14 protein-coding genes are annotated in these 19734 nt (G+C 71.3%); 6 read left to right on the top strand and 8 right to left on the bottom strand.

The window, feature by feature from the left end; genetic code table 11:
• Positions 1 to 286: 286 nt before the first annotated feature.
• On the bottom strand, positions 287 to 1303 hold the full coding sequence (locus AAFF41_RS42975; RefSeq protein WP_319754358.1) for an NADP-dependent oxidoreductase: 1017 nt from the start codon (positions 1301 to 1303) through the stop codon (positions 287 to 289).
• Positions 1304 to 1404: 101 nt separating this feature from the next.
• Between AAFF41_RS42975 and AAFF41_RS42970 the strand changes: the two genes are divergently transcribed.
• Together AAFF41_RS42970 and AAFF41_RS42965 are read left to right on the top strand one after the other, a co-directional pair.
• Positions 1405 to 2322 (top strand): LysR family transcriptional regulator, encoded by a 918-nt coding sequence (locus tag AAFF41_RS42970; RefSeq protein WP_343325768.1) that lies wholly within the window; start codon positions 1405 to 1407, stop codon positions 2320 to 2322.
• 535 nt (positions 2323 to 2857) lie between these two features.
• Positions 2858 to 6028 carry an ATP-binding protein gene (locus tag AAFF41_RS42965; protein WP_343325767.1) on the top strand — a complete coding sequence of 1057 codons (3171 nt, stop codon included), beginning with the start codon at positions 2858 to 2860 and terminating at the stop codon, positions 6026 to 6028.
• On the opposite strand, the gene AAFF41_RS42960 is transcribed toward AAFF41_RS42965, so the two are convergent.
• From AAFF41_RS42960 to AAFF41_RS42935, 6 genes are all read right to left on the bottom strand, one after another.
• The gene (locus tag AAFF41_RS42960) at positions 6009 to 6794 is read right to left on the bottom strand and encodes an ABC transporter permease (RefSeq protein WP_319754353.1); all 786 of its coding nucleotides are present in this window, start codon (positions 6792 to 6794) and stop codon (positions 6009 to 6011) included. The genes AAFF41_RS42965 and AAFF41_RS42960 overlap by 20 nt on opposite strands.
• Positions 6791 to 7792, bottom strand: coding sequence for an ATP-binding cassette domain-containing protein (locus AAFF41_RS42955; protein ID WP_319754352.1), 1002 nt, complete (start codon positions 7790 to 7792; stop codon positions 6791 to 6793). Before AAFF41_RS42955 ends, AAFF41_RS42960 begins: the two co-directional genes overlap by 4 nt.
• Positions 7793 to 8192: 400 nt before the next feature.
• The gene (locus AAFF41_RS42950) at positions 8193 to 10946 is read right to left on the bottom strand and encodes a bifunctional YncE family protein/alkaline phosphatase family protein (RefSeq protein WP_343325766.1); all 2754 of its coding nucleotides are present in this window, start codon (positions 10944 to 10946) and stop codon (positions 8193 to 8195) included.
• 4 nt (positions 10947 to 10950) lie between these two features.
• A complete protein-coding gene (locus AAFF41_RS42945; RefSeq protein ID WP_343325765.1) occupies positions 10951 to 12306 on the bottom strand; it encodes an ABC transporter permease in 1356 nt (451 codons plus the stop codon).
• Positions 12303 to 13244, bottom strand: coding sequence for an ABC transporter ATP-binding protein (locus AAFF41_RS42940; protein WP_319754164.1), 942 nt, complete (start codon positions 13242 to 13244; stop codon positions 12303 to 12305). Before AAFF41_RS42940 ends, AAFF41_RS42945 begins: the two co-directional genes overlap by 4 nt.
• Before the next feature lie 701 nt (positions 13245 to 13945).
• The gene (locus AAFF41_RS42935; RefSeq protein WP_343325764.1) at positions 13946 to 14335 is read right to left on the bottom strand and encodes an alpha/beta fold hydrolase; all 390 of its coding nucleotides are present in this window, start codon (positions 14333 to 14335) and stop codon (positions 13946 to 13948) included.
• A gap of 450 nt (positions 14336 to 14785) precedes the next feature.
• Here AAFF41_RS42935 and AAFF41_RS42930 point away from each other — a divergent pair, with 450 nt between their 5' ends.
• The 4 genes from AAFF41_RS42930 (at position 14786) to AAFF41_RS42915 (ending at position 17736) form a co-directional block, all read left to right on the top strand.
• Positions 14786 to 16528, top strand: coding sequence for a pyruvate dehydrogenase (locus AAFF41_RS42930; protein ID WP_319754162.1), 1743 nt, complete (start codon positions 14786 to 14788; stop codon positions 16526 to 16528).
• Positions 16529 to 16599: 71 nt separating this feature from the next.
• The gene (locus AAFF41_RS42925) at positions 16600 to 16848 is read left to right on the top strand and encodes a hypothetical protein (protein ID WP_319754161.1); all 249 of its coding nucleotides are present in this window, start codon (positions 16600 to 16602) and stop codon (positions 16846 to 16848) included.
• 91 nt (positions 16849 to 16939) lie between these two features.
• On the top strand, positions 16940 to 17281 hold the full coding sequence (locus tag AAFF41_RS42920) for a GNAT family N-acetyltransferase (protein ID WP_319754160.1): 342 nt from the start codon (positions 16940 to 16942) through the stop codon (positions 17279 to 17281).
• Complete coding sequence (locus tag AAFF41_RS42915) at positions 17278 to 17736, top strand: SsgA family sporulation/cell division regulator (RefSeq protein WP_319754159.1); 459 nt, start codon at positions 17278 to 17280, stop codon at positions 17734 to 17736. Before AAFF41_RS42920 ends, AAFF41_RS42915 begins: the two co-directional genes overlap by 4 nt.
• Before the next feature lie 40 nt (positions 17737 to 17776).
• Here AAFF41_RS42915 and AAFF41_RS42910 read toward each other — a convergent pair whose 3' ends face one another.
• Positions 17777 to 19465 carry an MFS transporter gene (locus AAFF41_RS42910; protein ID WP_319754158.1) on the bottom strand — a complete coding sequence of 563 codons (1689 nt, stop codon included), beginning with the start codon at positions 19463 to 19465 and terminating at the stop codon, positions 17777 to 17779.
• Positions 19466 to 19734 lie beyond the last annotated feature (269 nt).

The following is a 19734-nucleotide window of genomic DNA, read 5'->3' as shown; positions in this document are numbered from 1 at the left end:
CCACGGCGGCCCCGCTCGCAGGAGCGGAGGGACACCACACCGGGCGTGGCTTGTGCCGCCATCCTGGTCTGGACGCGGGTCCACGGGATCGTGAGCCTCGAACTCACCGGCGTGTTCGGCCACCCCACGGTCGGGGCGCAGCGGCTGATCGACCCGGAGATCGCCGGCGCCATCCAGTTCCTGAGGCCGGTCGCGGGGCAGCAGTGCCGAAGTCCTGGAAGCGGCGCGGCTCCGCGTGAACTGGGGGTACGGATTCACGTCATGACACCGGAGTTTGGGTGTCGGTTTACGGGTGGGCTTGCGTGCGGTCTCGTACGATGATCTTTCCGGTGTTCTCGCCGCGCAGCATGCCCAGGAACGCGTCCACGATGTGTTCGAAGCCGTCAACCACCGTCTCGTCCAGAGCGAGCCGGCCGCTCTGCAGATGCGGCACCGCGAACTCGTACAACTCCTCCTGCGTGTCACGGTAGTTGCTGACCAGGAAGCCCTCCATGCGCAGGCTCTTCTCCACGATGTCCGCGTAGTTGAAGCGCGGTGGCGGCGCGTCGGGGGCGTTGTACTGGCTGATCGTGCCGACGCGGACGATACGCCCGAACTCCCGCAGCGCTCCCACCGCCGCGGCCAGCTGGGCGCCGCCGACGTTGTCGACGAACACGTCGATGCCGCCCGGCGCGGCCTTGCCGAGCAGGTCGGCGGCGGGCCCGTCGTGGTAGTCGAAGACGGCGTCATAGCCCACCTCCCGCGTGAGGTGGGCGGCCTTCGCCGCCGAGCCCGCGCTGCCCACGAGCCGTCCGGCGCCCAGCAGTCTGGCGAACCGCCCGGTCGCCGTGCCGACCCCGCCCGCGGCGGCCGACACGAACAGGTCCTCCCCCTCCCGGAGCCGGGCGATCCGGGTCAGGCCCACATAGGCGGTCAGGCCGGTGCCGCCGAGTGCGCTCAAGTACGCGGTCAGGGGCACCTTGTCGAAGCGGGGCAGCTGCCGGATCTCCTCGGGCGTGACCACCGCGTGCGTGCGCCAGCCCTGCCGGTGGAACACGATCTCGCCCTCGGTCAGCCGGGGCGCGCGCGAGGCGATGACCCGCCCGATGGTGCGGCCCTCCAGCGGTGCGCCGAGCGCGAAGCCGCCGGGCACGTCGTCCATCATCTCGCGGTGGTAGGGGTCGACGGACCAGTAGAGGTTTTCCACGAGCGCGCTGCCGGCCGCGGGGCCGGGAAGTGCGGACTCGACGAAGGCGAAGTGCCCGGCGGTGGGAAGGCCGTGGGGGCGGGCGGTCTGGTGGACGGTGAGCGCGGTCTCGTTCATGCCCGGACCGTAGGGCGGGAATGCGCCCCCCGGGCAGCCGGTTGGGCTCATGCGACACACCGTTCCATGAGCAGTTCTCATACGTCGAGGTGAGCGCCCCCGTGACCCGCACGACCGACTCCGATCTCACCCCGCAGGAACTGCGCGTCCTGGTGGCGGTCGCGGACAGCGGCGGCTTCTCGGCCGCGGCCGGCACACTCGGTCTGACCCAGTCGGCGGTCTCCCACTCGGTGCGCGGCAGCGAGCGCAGGATCGGTGCGGTTCTCTTCGAACGCGGCCGCACCGGCGCCCGCCCCACCCCTGCCGGAGAGCAGGCCGTCGCGTATGCCCGCCGCGTCCTGCGCCTCCTGGACGTCCTGACCGCCGAGGCGCGCGGCGCGGCCCGGCCCGGTGCTGCGCAGGGGCCGCTGCGGATCGCGGCTTTTCGCAGCGCGGCTCTCCACCTGCTGCCGGCCGTCCTGGAGCGGCTGCGCGCCCGGTACCCCGGGATCGAGCCGCAGGTGCGGATCGTGCGCGAGGTGGGGCGCGGCACCGCGGGCGAAGTGGCCGACGGGAAGGCCGACATCGCCATCGCCACGCTGGGCGGCTCCGTGCCGCTTCCGCCTGGTCTGGTCGCGAGCGGGCTCCTTGAAGAGCCGTATGCGCTGGTGCACGCGACGGGTCATGCTGCCCCGCGCTCGCTGCCGCTGGTCGACTGGGCCGAGAACTGTGGCTCGTACACCCGCGGCTGGTGGGCTGCACAGGACTGGATCCCGAAGGCAACCGTCGAGGCCGAGGACGACGGAGCGGTGCTCTCCTTGGTGAGCGCGGGCCACGGAATGGCGATCATGCCGGCGCTGTCCCTGGTCGGGGCACCGGATTCGGTCGGGATCACTGATCTCGGCCCCGAGCGCCCGACCCGCCAGGTCGGCTATGTCACCACTTCCGAACTGGCCGGATCCGCTGTCGTGCGCGCCTTGGTGAGGGAACTGCGGGCGTCGGTCCCACGGAGTGTGAGCCTTCTCAGCGGCGGGGCTTGATGGGGTCGGGTGGGCGGGCTGCCTGGCAGGCGGGAAGACGTGCTCATCGGCCTGCTCCTGTCGCTGTTCGCCGCGGGCAACCCCCACGTCCTGGTGCTGACGATCAGCGGCCTGTTCTACGGCGCGATCTTCGGTGCGCTCTTCGGCTTCGCCGGCCACGCGTTCACCGGAGGCCGCCGCGGCTTCGCCTCCCGCAGCCAGATCGTCGCCGCCCGCTACGACGTGGTCGCCGAGACGGAGGTCGCGGAAGCGGAGAAGAGTCGCTCATCGAACTCGGCCGGCGCGAAGGCCGAGCAGGACGGCCGGCCGCCACGACCGGGATCAGTCGGCCCGCAGGGGCAGGAGCAGCGGCCCACGGGCGCGGGAACGGTCGGCGCGCGGAGGCAGGAACGGTCGGCGCGGGGGGGCGGGAACGGTCGGCGCGGCTGCGGCAGCCGCCCCGGCGGGGGCGCGCGGGGGGCAGGGCCGCACGGGCGGCGGGAGTTCGGCCCGAGGTGGGCGTTCCCGCGGCCGGCGCCTTGGCTAATCTGCACGGGTGACCACCGACCTGACCCTGCTGCCACGTGTCGCCTATCGCGGGCAGGAGGTCACCGCGCCCCGGCTCCGCGGTCTCCTCGCGCTGCTCGCGGGCGACTTGCGCACGGGCTGCAGCACCGAGCGGCTGGTGGCCGGGCTGTGGCCGGACGAGCTGCCGGAGCGGCCGGGAAAGGCGGTGCAGGTCCTCGTGTCCAGGGCGCGGGCGCAGCTGGGCGCCGGCGTCCTCGCGAGCACACCGGCCGGATACCGGCTCGCGCTCGCCGAGGACCAGGTCGACAGCTCCGCCCTGCTGCTGCACGCCGCCGCCGGCGCGGAGCGGGCCAGGGCCGGGGACCACGCGGGATCGCTGGCCGCGGCCGAGGCCGGGCTCGCGCTGTGGGAGGGCACTCCTGACGGGACCGGCAGCCCCGACGACCCCGTGGCCGCGCTGCGCGCCGAGCGCGCCCCGGTCCGCGGCGCGCTCGTACGCGCGCGGGCGCTCGCGCTCGCCCGGCTGGGGCGGCACGCGGAGGCGGCCGGGCCGCTGGCCGTGGCCGCCGCGGAGCATCCGCGGGACGAGGAAGTGCTCGCCGAGCTGCTGCGCGGTGAGGCGGCGACGGCGGGGCCGTCCGCCGCCCTGATGCGGTACGAGGCGTACCGGCGTGAGCTGCGCGAGACGCTGGGCACGGATCCGGGCGCCGGGCTCAAGGCCGTACAGCAGGAGCTGCTGCGCGGCGAGTCGCCCGTGGTCCGGCATGGTGTGCCGCACGAGCCGAACCCGCTGCTGGGCCGGGACGAGGACGTCGCGGCGGTGGAGCGGCTGCTGCGGACCTCCCGCGCCGTCACCGTCGTCGGCCCCGGCGGCCTCGGCAAGACCCGGCTCGCGCACGCCGTCAGCCGCCGCGCCGAGCAGCGCGTGGTGTATTTCGTGCCGCTCGCCGGTGTCACGGCGGACGAGGACGTGGCCGCGGAGGTGGCGTCAGCGCTCGGCGCCGGCGAGGGGCGGCCCGGCGCCGTGCGCGGTCACGACCCGGTGTCCGGCATCCTCGGTGTGCTCGGCTCCGGGTCCGCGCTGCTGGTCCTCGACAACTGTGAGCAGGTCATCGCCGGTGCCGCCGGCCTCGTACAGGCGCTGGTCTCGTCCTCGAAGGACCTGCGGGTGCTGGCCACCAGTCGGGCCCCGCTGGGCCTGACGTCGGAGGCGGTGTACGCGCTGCCGGAGCTGGGTCTCGGCATCTCCGTCGAGCTGTTCACGCAGCGGGCCCGGGCGGCGCGGCCCGGCGTGGAGCTGCCGCCGGACGCGGTGGCCGGGCTGTGCCGTCACCTCGACGGGCTGCCGCTCGCCGTGGAGCTGGCCGCGGCTCGGGTACGGGTGCTGTCGGTGCCGGAGATCGCCCGCCGCCTCGGTGACCGGTTCGCGCTGCTGCGCGGCGGGGTGCGGGGCATGCCGGAGCGTCACCGCACGCTGCACGCGGTCGTGGAGTGGAGCTGGAACCTGCTTGCGCAGGACGCCCGGGCGGCGCTGCGCACGCTGTCCGTGTTCCCCGGCGGTTTCGGCGGTGACGCGGCGGAGCGGGTCCTCGGCGAGGATGCGCTGTTGCTCCTTGAACAGTTGGCCGGTCAGTCGCTGCTCACCGTCGCCGAGACTCCGGCCGGGGTGCGGTTCCGGATGCTGGAGACCGTACGGGAGTTCAGCGCGGCCCGGCGTGCGGAGGCGGGCGGGGACGAGGAGGCCGTGGGCCGGTTCCTCGCGTGGGCGCGGGACTTCGGGGTCGCGTACCACGACGCGCTCTTCGGCTCGGATGCGCAGGCCGCCTGGGAGCGGATCAAGGCCGAGCAGGACAACCTCGTGCTGGCGCTGCGCCATGCCCTGGCCCGTACGGACCACCCCGCCATTGCCGCCGTCACCGCCGTCCTCGCCAGTCTGTGGTCCACCGGGACCAGTTTTCCCCGCCTCGCCGCCCTCGCCGCGGACACCGGGCCGCCGCTGTCGCACTACCGTCCCGAGCCCGAGTACGTCGAAGTCGCCCGCACCGCCGCGGTGTTGGGCACGGCGACCGTGTTCATGGGCCCCGGCCCGCGCGCCGTGCGCCAGCTCGTCACCCTGCGGCGGCTGCCTCCGGCCCCGCCGGACACGCTGATGCGTGCCACCGCGATCGTCCTGAGCGCGGTCCCCGAGATACGGCCTCCCGGCTACGACGTGCTGCGGAGGCTCTGCGAGGGCGAGGGCGAGGGCGAGGGCGAGGGCGAGGGCGACGGCGGCAGCGCGCAGCCGTTGCTCTCCGGCATCGCCGAGTGCGTCGCCTGCTACGTCTGGGAGTTCGAGCACGACATCGACCGCGCGCTCGTCTCGGCACGGCGGGCGGTCGCCGGACTGGCGGCGGTCGACAATCCGTCCGTGCAGCTGATGGTGCATTCCCGGCTGAGCGAGCTGTGTCTGCGGACGGCGCGGGGCGAGGAGGCGTACGAGCATCTCCTGGCGGCGCTCAAGGTGCTGCCGCGGCTCGGGGACGGGCAGGACTACATCAGCATCCGCTCGCTCCTGGTTCTCGCCTGTCTGCAGCGCGGCGAGACCGACGAGGCGGAGGACTGGCTGCGGCAGGCGGAGAGTGACAACACCGCGCAGGAGGACGACTTCTACCGGCCCGACCTCGGCGGGCGCGCCGAGATCGCGCTCGCCCGCGGGCTGACGGAGGTCGGGCTGGGCCTGTGGCGCGGTGCTGTGGAGCGGATGCTCGCGGCCGGCTCGCTGCGCGGCGGCGACGCCCGGCTCGACCCGTGGGCGTTCCTGATCCAGTCGGTGGCGGTGACGGCGCACGCGCACGCCGGCCGGCTCGGGCTGGTCGCGCAGGTGGTCGACCGGCTGCGGCAGCGGCTGTGGACGCTGCTGCGCGATCCGGTCGGCTCGCCCTCCGAACTCCCCTTGCTCGGCACGGTGTTGCACGCCCTTGGCATGGCCGGGCTCGCGTCCGGCGACACGAGTGCCGTACGGATGATCGCGCTGGCCGAACGGCTGGGGGTGATGCGCGAGTTCCAGCCGACGATGTCGGCGGACCGCGCCCGGAAGGCGGCGGAAGACGCCGACAGGGCGGCGTACACCGACGCGCTGTCGGAGTACGCCGCCCTGGAGCGGGACGAGTTGCGGGAAGCGGCCCGCGCTGTCATGGCGGCTACTTCGGGTCGCGGTTGAAGGACGCCGTCGACCAGCGGTAGCCGAGCACGGTCAGGCCGACGCACCAGGCGATGGCGATCCACCCGTTGTTGCCGATCTCGGTGCCGAGCAGCAGGCCGCGCAGGGTCTCGATGGCCGGGGTGAACGGCTGGTACTCGGCGATCGGCTGGAACCAGCCCGGCATCGTGTCGGCCGGGATGAAGGCGCTGGAGATGAGCGGCAGGAGGATCAGCGGCTGTGCGCTGTTGCTGGCCGCCTCGGCGTTCGGGCTGGCCATGCCCATCCCGACGGCGATCCAGGTGAGTGCCAGGGCGAACAGCGCGAGCAGGCCGAACGCCGCCAGCCATTCCAGGGCGGTTGCGCCCGTGGACCGGAAGCCGATGGCGACGGCGACGGCGCCGACGAGGACCACGCTGGCGATGCACTGCAGCACGCTGCCGACGACGTGCCCGACGAGCACGGACCCGCGGTGGATGGCCATCGTGCGGAAGCGGGCGATGATGCCCTCGTTCATGTCGGTGGCGACGGACACCGCGGTCCCGATGACGGTGCCGCCGATGGTCATCATCAGGATGCCCGGGACGATGTAGGCGATGTAGTCGGAGCGGTCGGCGCCGCCGATGCCCGTGCTCATCACGTCGCCGAAGATGTAGACGAAGAGCAGCAGCAGCATGATCGGGGTGAGCAGCAGGTTCAGGGTGAGGGACGGGTAGCGGCGCGCGTGCAGGAGGTTGCGGCGCAGCATGGTGTTCGAGTCGCGGACGGCGACGGAGAGGGCGCTCATCGGACGTTCTCCTTGGACTGGTTCGGCTGCGTGGGCTGGGTGGGGATGGTGGTGGGGCCGGTGGTGGGGCCGGTCAGGGCGAAGAACACGTCGTCGAGGTCGGGGGTGTGCACGGTCAGCTCGTCCGCCTCGATGCCGGTGGAGTCGAGCCAGTCGAGGATGGCGCGCAGTTCGCGCTGGCTGCCGTCGCTGGGGATCTGCAGCGCCAGTGCCTCGTCGTCGCGGGTGACCTCGCGCAGGGCGACGGCGGCGGACTGGTAGGCGGCGGGGTCGGTGAAGCGGAGCCGGACGTGGCCGCCGGGGATGAGCCGCTTCAGCTCCTCGGCACTGCCTTCGGCGGCGATCTTGCCGTCGTTCAACACCGCGATGCGGTCGGCTAGTTCGTCGGCCTCGTCCAGGTACTGGGTGGTGAGGAAGACGGTGACGCCGTCGGAGACGAGCTCGCGGATGATCTGCCACATGTTGTGGCGGCTGCGCGGGTCGAGGCCGGTGGTCGGCTCGTCGAGGAAGATGATCCTCGGGTCGCCGACCAGCGTCATGGCGAGGTCGAGGCGGCGCTTCATGCCGCCGGAGTAGGTGGAGGCGGGCTTCTTCGCGGCCTCGGTGAGGTCGAAGCGCTCCAGTAGTTCGGCGGCGGTGCGGCGGCCCTCGCTGCGGGAGAGATGGTGCAGGTCCGCCATGAGGAGCATGTTCTCCTCTCCGGTGATCAGGCCGTCGACGGCGGAGAACTGTCCGGTGACGCCGATCGCGGCCCGTACGGCCTGGGGGTCGGCGGCGAGGTCGTGGCCGCCGACCCGCAGCTCGCCGGCGTCGGCGGTGATGAGGGTGGAGAGGATCTTCACGGCGGTGGTCTTGCCGGCGCCGTTCGGGCCGAGCAGGGAGAAGACCGTGCCGGCCGGCACCGCCAGGTCGATGCCGTCGAGGACCGTCTTGTCGCCGTAGGCCTTGCGCAGCCCCTGGGCCGCGATGGCGAGTGAGTGCGAGGTCGTTGTCGTCATGCCGAGGAGGTTGCGGCACGGCGCATTCAGCACGGTTTCACGATGGTTTCAGCGCCCTGGAACCGGGCGGCGGAGGCGCAATGTCTTGTTGCCCCCCTGCTGTTGCGGGCCTCGGCGCGGCCGGCGCCGCGCCCTGGTGGGCGGGGCCTGTGCCCGAGCTGCCGGGTGGGGGCGGGAGGTGTGTACGGCTCGTACCGACGCAACCTGGACGAGGGGCCGTTGGGGTTGCCGGCGGATCGTCGTCCGGAATCCGGCATCCGTCACGGCGCTCTCCTGGCCGCGGCAGGAGAGGCGGCTCGCGTTCCGAGGCGGCGCTCCTGTATGGGCCGTACAGGGGACGGAAAGGGCCCCTGGCCGGCGGTGACGCCGGCCAAGGGCCCCTTGACGCGGTGAGTCTGCGTCAGCCGTCGGACTCCGAGGAGGGGATGTAGGCGCCCGGGACGTCCTTGGGCGCGAAGATCTTGCTCTCGCCGGGGTAGGGCTTGGTCCATCCGTGGGTCTGGTACCAGGTGAAGTGGTTCATCTGTGCGGGGTTCGCGAAGTCGGGAATGGCGCCCGGTCCGGTCAGCCGCTGGTGCGTCTTCCACTCCTCCCACGTCGCCGCGAGTGCCCGCTTGGCCGCCGGCACCTTGGCCGAGGGCACGGGCGCCGCGCTGGGGTCCTGCGGTGCCGGGGTGTCCACGCCGCAGGCGGGCGGGGTCTTCAGGCCGTCGGTCAGCGAGGTCCGGTTGGGCAGTGCCTTGAACGGCGTGAAGTCGGGGTGCCGGGTGAACGCCCCGCGCATCGGGCTGGCCGCGCTGTCCTTCTGGTTCATCGGGTGGATCCCGAGAATCTGCTCGATGGTCCGGATCATCGTGATCTGCGAGTAGTAGTGGCTGTCGACGGTGGCGTGCTGGGCCCAGGGGCTGATGATCTGGATGGGGGCACGGTGCCCGTCGACGTGGTCCAGGCCGGCCTGGGAGTCGTCCTCGACGACGAAGATCGCCGAGTCCTTCCAGTACTTGCTGTGCGAGATCTCATCGACCATCCGGCCGACCGCGAGGTCGTTGTCCGCGACCTGGGCGGCCGCGTTCGCCGGGCCACCGGTGTGGTCGTTGGAGAGCCAGAACATGTTCAGGTTCGCCGGACCGTTCTTCTCGAAGTCCTGCTTCCAGATCTGCTCCTTGTAGACGTCCGGGACGCTGGTGTCGAACAGCGGGAAGCCGGGCACCGACACCTTGTTGAGCGACGGGATCGCCGAACCCGTTTGGATGGGGTAGGCGGTGTTCTGCCCGGTCGCCTCCATGTTCTTGGTGTCGCAGTACAGGTTCTGCCAGGACGCGCCGGCCGGCTTGCTCTCGAACGACTGGAACTCGCCGAAGTCCTTGACGGACTTCCCGGCCGCCTGCGCACCGGTCCAGATGAAGCCGGACTTCTGGTGGCCCAGAACGTCGTCCTCGGTGTCGTAGCTGCGCGTGTACTCACCGGCCGAGGACTCGGTGTACTCCGGGTCGTCGGCCTGCATCAGCCAGTTGTGACCCTCGGCGGAGTTCGTGCCGATGTCGTAGGTGTTGTCGTACAGCCCGAACTGCGAGGCCAGCGCGTGCTGGTTCGGCGTCACGTTCTCGCCGAACTGCGTCACCGACGGGTCGCCGTTGCCCTGCGGCATGTCACCGAAGACCTGGTCGTAGGTCCGGTTCTCCTTGACGATCATGAAGACGTGCTTGATCGTCGAGGGGGCGCCGAGCCGCGCCGGGACCGGCACCTGCTTCTGGTCGCCCTTGCCATGGGCCAGCGAGACCGAGCCCCGCGTCCAGCCGTTCTGTTGGAAGACCTTGCCCGTCTGGGACCTGATGACGCTGTCGTCCGGCAGCGTGAACTGCGTCAGGCTCGACGTGGTGTCGTGGGTGCCGTGCCCGGCCTTGCTGGTGGGGCGGCGGGCGTCGATACCGCGGGTGTTGGAGACGATCACCTTCTTGCCCACGGTGGTGATCTCCGCGGGGAAGTAGTCCGTCGGGAGCAGGCCGACGTAACTGGCGGGCTCCTGCGGGGACTTGTAGCGGTAGACGGCGACGGCGTTGGCGCGGCCGAGCGTCACCAGCAGACGGCCGTCGTCGGTGAGCGTCACCGCGTTGGGCTCGTAGCCCACCGACGCCTCCGGCCACGGCTGGGTGGCGATGGTCTGCACGACCTTGTTCTTGCGGGTGTCGATGACCGACACGTTGTTGTCGGCGGTGTTGGTGACGAACACCGCCCCGTTCTTGGCGTACAGAGCCGTCGGGTGCAGACCGACGTCGATGCTCCCGACGGTTGCGGTCGGGTCCGCCAGGTCGATGACGCTGACCGTGCCGGTGGTGGTGGCACCGGTCTGCGGGTTGGCCGGAACCTGGGTGCCGTAGGAGTTGATCGTGGTGTCGCCGGCCTTGGCCGGGCGCCCGCCCTCGTTGCTGACGTAGAGCTTGTTGCCGACCATGGCGATGCCACGGGGTGCGTTGCCAACGGCCCAGCTCTGCTTGATGGTCCCGGTCGCCGCGTCGATGGCGGCCACCCGGTTCTGGCCGTTGACCGCGCCGTACACGGTGGAGCCGTCCGCCGAGAACACCGCGGCACCCACGAGTGCGTGCTTGGAGCCGTCGGCCGGGATCGAGATGGTCGTCGGGCCGGAGAGGGTGCCGTCCGGGTTCACGGTGAACTTGGTGTAGCCGTCGCTCTGGCCCAGCCACAGCTGCGAACCGTCCGGCGAGTACGTCGGGCCCTCCTGGCCGACGGCGCCGCTCGTGATGCGCAGGTCGTCCGTCGAGGCGGTGCCCACGCGCTGCTGCACCTGCCCGGTCTTGAGGTCCATGACGACCAGCGACGCATCGCCGTCGGTGACCGAGGCCGCGAGATGGCTCCCGTCCGGGCTGACCGCGGACGACATGATCTTGCCGTTGTTGATGACGGTGCGGCTGCCGTACGGGGCGATGTACTGGTCGCTCGAGATGACCTGGCCGTTGGCGGTGACCTGGCCGACCTGCTGGGTGGCGAACTGGCTCGTCGAGGCAACGGCGGTGCCCGTGACAGCGAGGGCCACAGCGATGCCCGCCGCTACCAGAGTGCTCCGGCGGCCGAAGCGTCTGCCAAAGAGGTTGATCTGTTCCTTCTCGTTGCTCCGACGCTGCCGTGCTACCTGCATGGAGTTATCCCTTCGGGGTGGCGAGCAGGTCGACGTTGCCGTCGAACTGCCACAGCGGGTTGGGTGCGTCCCCGGTCGGGGTGCGGACCAGGAAGTAGCCGTTGACTTCCTTCGGTCCGTCGCCGTCGGCCATGAAACGACCGTCAGGTGTGAGGTCGAGCTGGTAGATCGCCGTCCCCACGACGTCGATGCCGGGCAGATGCCAGGACACGACGCAGCGCCAGTCGTTGCCCGGCCCCTCGGCGGCGACCTTGACGCTGCCCTTGTCGCACGTCGCCGTGGCTTTCAACTGCGCTTCTGTGACGGCGGGGCGGTTGAGCTGCTCGGTCTGCAGGCGATAGAGGTGGGCGAACGCCGTGGCAACCGAGCGCTGCACTTTGTCCTGCTCGATCCCGGAGCCCGAGGCCCCGCTCGCCGAGGCGAGCACCGCGACCGTGACGGAGACCAGAGCGGCGAGCGGCAGGCCTGCGGCGGTGACCGCGCGGCGCCCCGAGCCGTCGTAGGTCGGGTTGGTGAAGTCGCGCCGCAGGAAAAGCACGTAGGCCAGCGCGGTCGCGGTCACAGTCCACAGCAGGCTGACCCCGATGCCGATCAGGAGCGGGCCGAGCTGCATGGGGCTGGTGAACAGGCCGTTCCAGGCGATGAAGGCGTAGCTGGGCAGGGCGAGGCGTACGGCGACGGGCAGCGGCATCATCTGGGCGAGCTGCATCGCGAGCGCGACGAGCGCGGGCAGCAGCAGTCCCATCGGGGAGCGCCCCAAAGTGACGGACCCGAGCAGTCCGATCGCGGCGAGGGCCAGCGTCGGGGCGAGGACGCAGATCCAGGCGAGCAGGACCTTGCCTGCGGCGTCCGCCGGGCTCAGCAGGTGGCCGTCGAGGCCTGCCAGCGGCCGGTTGCCGACCGCGACGATCCCGCCGGCCGTGCTGGATGCGGCCAGTCCGGCCACGAGCAGCAGGATGACGGTGAGGCTGGCCAGTGCCTTCGCCGCGAAGATCCGCCGGGGTGAGCGGACCGCCACGAGCAGGTGGCGCCAGGTGCCGAGCCGGTCCTCGGAGGCGAACACGTCGCCGGCGACCACCGAGGTCAGCAGCGGGAGCGCCCAGGTGCCCGCGAAGCCGAGCATCACCAGCGTGCCGGCCCACCCGGTGGCGTGCATCCAGCGGCCGAAGAGGGTGTCGGAGGGGAGTGTGCTCTGCTGGCTCACCGCGGCGACGAAGAGCGCCGGCGCGATCCAGCAGGCGAGGACCAGCAGCCGGATCCGCCATTGCGAGACGAGTTTGACCAGCTCGAAGCGGTAGGCGCGCGGAACGGAGACGCGGCGGGCCGCGGCAACGTTGTCGTGGGTGAGGGTCGCGGTCACCGGCCGGTCTCCTTCTGCTCGGTGAGGGCGAGGAACGCCGCCTCGAGCGGCGACACCAGGGGGGCGAGCTCGCGCAGCGCGATGCCCGCCTGTACGAGCCGCACCACCAGTTCGTCGAGGGCGGCCACCGGTGCGCGTACGACGAGTGCCTCGGCGTCGTGGCGTGTCCCGGTGTCGTCGACGACGCGGATTGCGGCCGCATCGAGGGCCAGCCGGCGGGCGGCCTGCGGGTCGGAGGTGAGCAGCCGGTAGTCGAGTTCACGGTTCTCGGCGGCCAGCTTGCTCAGCGGGCCGGAGAAGACGACCCGTCCGGTGGCGAGGATGGTGGCCTCGGAGCACAGCGCCTGGAGGTCGTCCATGCGGTGGCTGGAGAGCACGACGCTGGTCCCGTCCGCGGCGAGCCGGGTGAGGACACCGTGTACGTGTCTTTTGCCGGCCGGGTCGAGGCCGTTGGAGGGTTCGTCGAGCACGAGCAGCCGGGGCTTGGTGAGCAGGGCGGCCGCGAGTCCGAGCCGCTGGCGCATGCCGAGGGAGAAACCGCGGGCCTGGTCGTCGGCGACATCGGTGAGCCCGACCTGGTCGAGCACGTCGTCGACTCCCGCCGTCCGTGCGTCGTGGCCTCGCAGAGCAGCCAGTGCGGCGAGGTTCTGCCGGGCGGTGAGCGAGGGGTAGAGGCCGGGTCCGTCCACGAAGCCGGCGACGCCGTCGGGGGCGGCGAGCGCGCGCCTGAGCGGTGTGCCCAGGATCTCGAGGTGGCCGCTGTCGGCGACGGCCAGGCCCAGCAGGAGACCGAGCAGCGTCGTCTTGCCGGCGCCGTTCGGTCCGACCAGGCCGTGGATCTGGCCCTGTGCCACGTCCAGATCGACGCCGTCGAGTGCCACGACGTCACCGAAACACTTGGTGATCCCGCGAGCCTGAACTGCGAGAGGTGTGTCCATGAGCCCCTTCCTCCGAAACACTCAGGGACCTTAGGGACGGCACACAACGCAGACACAGGCGGCTGGCTGAACGTCCAGGAAACGGATCGTCAAGGCGTCGGCAAGTCCGGGTGCACAAAATGGCCAGCATCGAGCCAGAGTTGGGCAACCTCAAAAGGCACCGGGTCCACACGAAGTACCACGGCCCACGCTTCGGTGCGCTGCCGGCGAGCGCAACGGCCGCCCGCGGCGCGCTGCGCGGACGTGGCGACGGCGCCGAAGGCGGCCGGTCCGGCACTGCCCCCGGCGTCCGGCCGCATGTGCCTGCCGGAGTGGACGAGCATGGAAGAGCACGGTGGTGCCTGCCGGTACCAGTCCGCAACCGTCTGAGGACGTCTGCCTCGGTGCGGTCGACGCGAGCGGCCAGGTCCTGGGCCGCGACGCGGAGTACCAGGTAGGTCGCGGCCACACGCGCCGACGCCCGCCCCGGCCGCCTGCTCGCGGCGGTGCGCGAGCTAGTCACGCACCCGCAGGAGGACTGGACGCTCACAATCGTCGTCACCGACCACGGCCACCGCCGACTCCTCGGCCGTCCCGCACCTCACCGACGCACAACTGGGGCGCTGCACCCTTCCGGCCGGCGAGGAGACGCCCGCCGCCCTGGACGGTTCGACGTCGGCCTGCGCCTGGGGCAGCGACCCCGACGCGCTCGTACCGGGCATCTACGGCCCCTCCCGCCAGCCGAAGCTGAGCCTGCGGTAGAAGTGGGTCAGCCAGATCTCCTCGCGGCCCGCGATCAACGCCTCAGGCAGGTCGGGCACACCGAGGAAGGTGAAGAACCAGTAGCCCTGCCGGGCGAGCGTCGCGTCGTACGTGTCCGCCACGATCCGGGTAGGGATGTTGTCCATGGCCACGAACCGGTCGATCCGGTCGCGATGGTCCTTGGCGAACCTGGTGCCGACATGGGCCCCGCGGTCGTGGCCGATCAGCACGATCCGCTCATGCCCCAGGTGGTCCATCAACGCGACGAGATCGTTGGCCATGGTCCGCTTGTCAGAGCCGGACGCCGGCTTGTCCGTGTCGCCGTAGCCGCGAAGGTCCGGTGCGATCACGATGAACTGCCCGGCCAGTACGGGAATCTGTTTCCGCCAAGCCGTACCAGGTCTCGGGGAAGCCGTGGAGCAGGTAGACCGGCGGCCCCTGCCCCGCGCTGACCCAGTGCTGCTTGATTCCGTCGAGTTCGGCGGTGTGGTGAGTGATGCCTGTCAGTTCCGTCATGGGTACTCGCTCGTGAAGTCGAAGGGGACGGGCGGAGCGCAGGGCGCGGCCCTGCCGTCACCTCAGGCCGCAGGGGCGGCGGATCCCTGCACTGGAACCTAGGACCCAGTCGCGGAGCGGCTTGTCCGGGAGCGCACGGGCCAAGGTCCGCCAAGGAACCCGGCGACCGGAGAGCCGGGACGAGTGCGCTGTCGGGCACCGAGCCGTGCGCTGGCGGGCAAGCCGCCGGAGCGGCGCCTCCTAGCCTGACGGGGGACTCAGGACAGAGCACTTCGAGGAGAGTCATGCCCCAGCAGACCGTTGCCGAGCAGTACGTCGACCTCCTGGCCCGCGCCGGGGTGCGCCGGCTGTACGGCGTCGTCGGCGACAGCCTGAACCCGGTCGTCGACGCGGTCAGGCGGCACGACGCCCTCGAATGGGTCCAGGTCCGGCACGAGGAGGTCGCCGCCTTCGCCGCCGGCGCCGAGGCACAGCTCACCGGCCGGCTGGCCGCGTGCGCGGGATCCTGCGGCCCGGGCAATCTACACCTGGTCAACGGCCTGTTCGACGCACACCGTTCGATGGCACCGGTGCTCGCGCTGGCCGCGCAGATCCCCAGCAGCGAGATCGGCACCGGGTACTTCCAGGAGACACATCCGGACCGGTTGTTCGAAGAGTGCAGTCACTACTCGGAACTGGTTTCCTCGCGCCACCAGATGCCCCGTGTGGTGCAGACGGCGATCCAGCACGCGGTCGGCAGGCGAGGCGTGTCGGTCGTGGCCATGCCCGGGGACATCGCCTCCCAGGAATCCCCGGACACCGGCGCCGAACTCGCGATTCCGCTGGATCGGCCCGCCGTCCGTCCCGGCGACGAGGAACTGGCGCGTCTGGTCCAGCTCGTGGACGCCGCGAAGAAGGTGACGGTCTTCTGCGGCCGGGGCGTCGAGGGTGCCCATGCGGAGGTGATGGCCTTCGCCGAGAAGGTCAAGGCCCCGGTGGGCCACGCGCTGCGCGGCAAGGAGCACATCCAGTACGACAATCCGTACGACGTCGGGATGTCCGGACTCCTGGGATACGGCGCCGCCTACCAGGCGATGCACGAGTGCGACCTGCTGCTGCTCCTGGGCACCGACTTCCCCTACACGGAGTTCCTGCCCCGCGACGTGCGGACCGTCCAGGTCGACATCCAGCCCGAACGGCTGGGCCGGCGAACGCACTTGGACCTCGCGGTGTGGGGGGACGTCCGCGAGACGCTCAAGTGCCTGACCCCGGAGGTTCGGGAGAAGCCGTCCCGCCGGTTCCTCGACCGCATGCTGGACCGTCACCTGCACGCGCTCGAAGGCGCCGTGAGCGCCTACACGCGCAAGGTCGAGAAGCACATTCCGATCCACCCCGAGTACGTGGCGTCCGTGCTGGACGAGGAGGCCGCCGACGACGCGGTGTTCACCGTGGACACCGGCATGTGCTGCGTCTGGGCCGCCCGGTATCTGACGCCGAACGGACGCCGCCGTATCCTCGGGTCGTTCGTCCACGGCTCGATGGCCAACGCACTGCCCCAGGCCATCGGCGCGCAGTTCCTCGACCGCGGCCGACAGGTGGTCTCCCTCTCGGGCGACGGCGGGTTCTCCATGCTGATGGGCGACTTCCTGACCCTCGTCCAGTACGGCCTGCCGGTGAAGGTGGTCGTCTTCAACAACTCGTCCCTGGGCATGGTCGACCTGGAGATGATGGTCGACGGTCTCCCTCCGTACGGCACCGGTTACCCGCACACCGACTACGCGGCCATCGCCACCGCCGCCGGCGCACGCGGCATCCGGGTCGACAAGCCCGGGGACGTGCGCGACGCCCTGCGCGAGGCCTTCGCTCACGAAGGGCCGGCACTGGTCGATGTGGTCACCGACCCCAACGCCCTTGCAGTACCCCCCAAGATCACCTCTGAACAGGTGACCGGCTTCGCCCTGTCCGCCAGCCGGACCGTCCTCAGCGGAGGAGTGGGGCGGATGATCCATCTGGCACGGACAAACCTGCGGAACCTTCCGCGCCCCTGACCGACGAAGGTGTGTCCGGCAGGGGCAGCGGCAACCGTCCCGAGCCAGGGCACCAGCAGGAGGAGCTTGCCATGAGCAAGGACGAATCGAACTCGGATCCGCAGCACGGGCACATCCGGAATCTGGCGGAGCGGCTGGCCAGGCATCACGAGCAGGTCGAAAGCCGACGCGAGGAAGAGGAGCTGGCCGACGCCATCGGCACGGCCGCCTTCGACCTGGGTTCCGACATCGGGCACCCCACGCCGACCGAGGGGCCGGTCGGCTACGACGTGGACCGTGATCTCGGCCTCGAGAAGGAGCCACCGAATCTGCACGGCTAGCCTCTCGTCAGCGACCGATTTCTCGCGCCTGCCCCTCCGTATGCCACCAACTCGTCGCGCAGGAACCCGATGCGCCGCTGAAGGGCCCCAGATGACACAGCACGCCGCCGCTCCGACCGTCCGGCGAGTGGACGCCAAACACCACTACGAAATCCTGGTCGCCGGCGAAACCGCCGGCCTCACCGCCTACCTTGACCGCGATGACCAGCGCGTCTTCTACCACACCGAGATCGACGACGCCTTCGCCGGTCAGGGCCTGGCCTCGCTGCTCGTCCAGCAGGCGCTGACCGACACACGCGCCGCCGGGAAACGCATCGTGCCGGTCTGCCCCTACGTGGCGAAGTTCCTCAAGAAGCACGGCGAGTTCGCCGACCTGGCCGACCCCGTGACCCCAGAAGTCCTGATGTGGCTGGAGACCGTTCATACGCGGTGACCGCCAGCTTCGGCGCCGCCGCCGTGGCGGGCGATTTCGACATTCCGTCGGTCATGTGCATGGTGACGGTACTCGTGAGCGTTCCGAACGAGCTGTCGACGCCGCTGCCCGCGGAGCTGCACTACGACATGAGCGACCCCTACGCCGTCCGACTCTCCATCGGCGCGCCCGCGGCCAGACCCGTGGACTGGGTGTTCGCCCGCTCGCTGCTCACGGAAGGCCTGCACCGGCCCACCGGCACCGGAGACGTGCTGGTGATTCCCCCGCATCGCTGCCATCCCGTCTCCGTACGCATTGTGTTGAGGTCGGGCGCCGGTGTGGCGCAGGTCGACATCGCGGCGTCCGCGGTCGCCGCGTTCCTGCGACGGACGGTCTCACTCGTGCCCCCGGGGGCCGAGAGCCTTCACGTCGACTTGGACCGTGTCCTCGACGAGCTCACCGACAGGCAGGACTGAGATGCGCCTGGAGCTCGGCCTCTGAGACCGCCGGTGTTCACTATGGCGTGTTGCCGAGCGGGGCGTCGGGCTTGACCTGGTCGGCGGCGGTGGCGCCAGTCTCTGTCTCGGGCACGACAGGACCCTCGGCGGCATCGAAGGCATGGGTCACCTCCGGGACGGTGCCCGGTACGAGCAGGCGGCGGGCCCGTTCTTCGTGACGGCGGTCGGTGGCCGTGATCCGGCTGTGGTGCTGGGCGAGGTGCTCCGCCCATGAGGCGACCAGGTAGTTCTCGATGAATCGCTCCGGATCGTTGCCGTCCTGGTAGAGGCCCCAGGTGAGGGCTCCCGTGCGGCGGCGCGAGCGGGCCACATTGTCCATGCAGTCGGTGAAGGCGGCTCTGTTCCCGGGGCCGACCCGGTAGGCGACGGAGACCAGCACGGGGCCGTCGGCGGGTCCGGGCTCGAACAGCAGGGGCGGAACCGGCCAGTGGTCGGACGGAGTCGGATCGATGGCGTCCGTGCCGTGCAGCGGCCAGCGGCGCACGGTCACCGCGCCGGCCACGAGCAGCCCGCTGCCGACCAGGAGCGAGACGGTCAGGCCCAGCCCATCGGCCAGCGCGCCCCACAGGGGTGCCGCCAGTGCCTGCCCGCCCTGGAAGACCAGGAGGTAGACGGCGAGTCCCCGGGCCCTGACCCAGCCGGGCAGCCGCGTCTGGAGGGCCGTGTTGAGGGTGGACAGTACGCCGATCCAGGCCAGTCCGGCGGGCAGTAGCGCGCCCACCGCGAGCCAGGGGAGCCGGGTGGTGGCCAGCACCGCGAGCACGGCGGCGAAGACGAGGGCCCCCGCGGCCAGAGTGCCGTTGGCGCCGAGAGCGCGGCGGACGGCAGGCAGTACGAAGGCCCCGCCGACGGCTCCGGCACCGACCGCGCCGAGCAGCAGCCCGTACCCTCCCGAGCCCAGGCCCAGGGAACGGCTCGCGACCAGGGGAAGCAGTGACCACAGCGCGGCGCCGCCGGGTATGAACAGCAGCGTACGCAGCAGGACTCGGCGGACTCCGGGCGCGTACCACACGTAGCGACGGCCCGCGTGCAGAGCCGTCAGGAGCTTCTCGCCCTGAGCCGTGGGCACTAGGGTCCGGGGCCGCCGCCACAGCGTGAGAACGGCTGCGATACCGAGGTAGGACGCGGCGTTGAAGGCGAATACCCAGCCCGCGCCCGCCGCCGCGACCACCGCTCCGCCGAGTGCCGGACCGACGGCGCGTGCCAGATTCATGTTCACGGCGCCGAGCGCGGCCGCCTGTCCCAACTGGCGGCGCTCCACGAGCTCCGGCTGGATCGCCTGCCAGGCCGGGCCCATCAGCGCGGTGCCGCATCCCAACAGGAAGGTGAGGCCGAGCAGCAGCTCCGGGGTGAGCGCGTCCGCGAACGCCAGGACGGTCAGCGCGGTGGAGACGGCGAGCATGGCGAACTGGGCGACCAGCAGCACCGTACGACGGTCGTAGCGGTCTGCCAGCACGCCCGAGGGCAGGGCCAGCAGCACAACGGGGAGACTGGAGGCGGTCTGGACGAGCGTTACCAGCGCAGCGCCGTGCCCGACCAGCAGCCACTGGGCGCCCACCGTCTGCATCCAACTGCCGATGTTGGAAACCAGTTGCGCTATCCACAGCGCGCGGAAGACGCGCGCCGCGAGCGGGGCCCAGGGAGAATCCGGCTCAGGACGGTCTTTCGGTGACGGTGCAGTACTCATGCTGGTCCATACCGGATCGAGGACGCGGGCGCCTCGCATCCGGCAATGTCTCAGGCGCCGTGGGGGCATAGCCGGTGCTCACCGTAGGGCGCTCCGGCGTACCCCTGTTGCCCGGCGGTGCACTGTCTTCGGTCCGGAAGCGAACTGCGGCCGCGCTGCGTCCCGCGAAGTGCGCTGCGGGGACACGAGCGATGCGCACAGGGGCAAAGGGTGTCCACCGGCCGGCCCTACGGTGGCCTCGGAAGCCGGGGAAACGCCGGGACGAAATG

This window comes from Streptomyces mirabilis (genome assembly GCF_039503195.1).
GTDB lineage: Bacteria > Actinomycetota > Actinomycetes > Streptomycetales > Streptomycetaceae > Streptomyces > Streptomyces mirabilis_D.
This window is presented reverse-complemented; position numbering and strand designations above follow the sequence as displayed.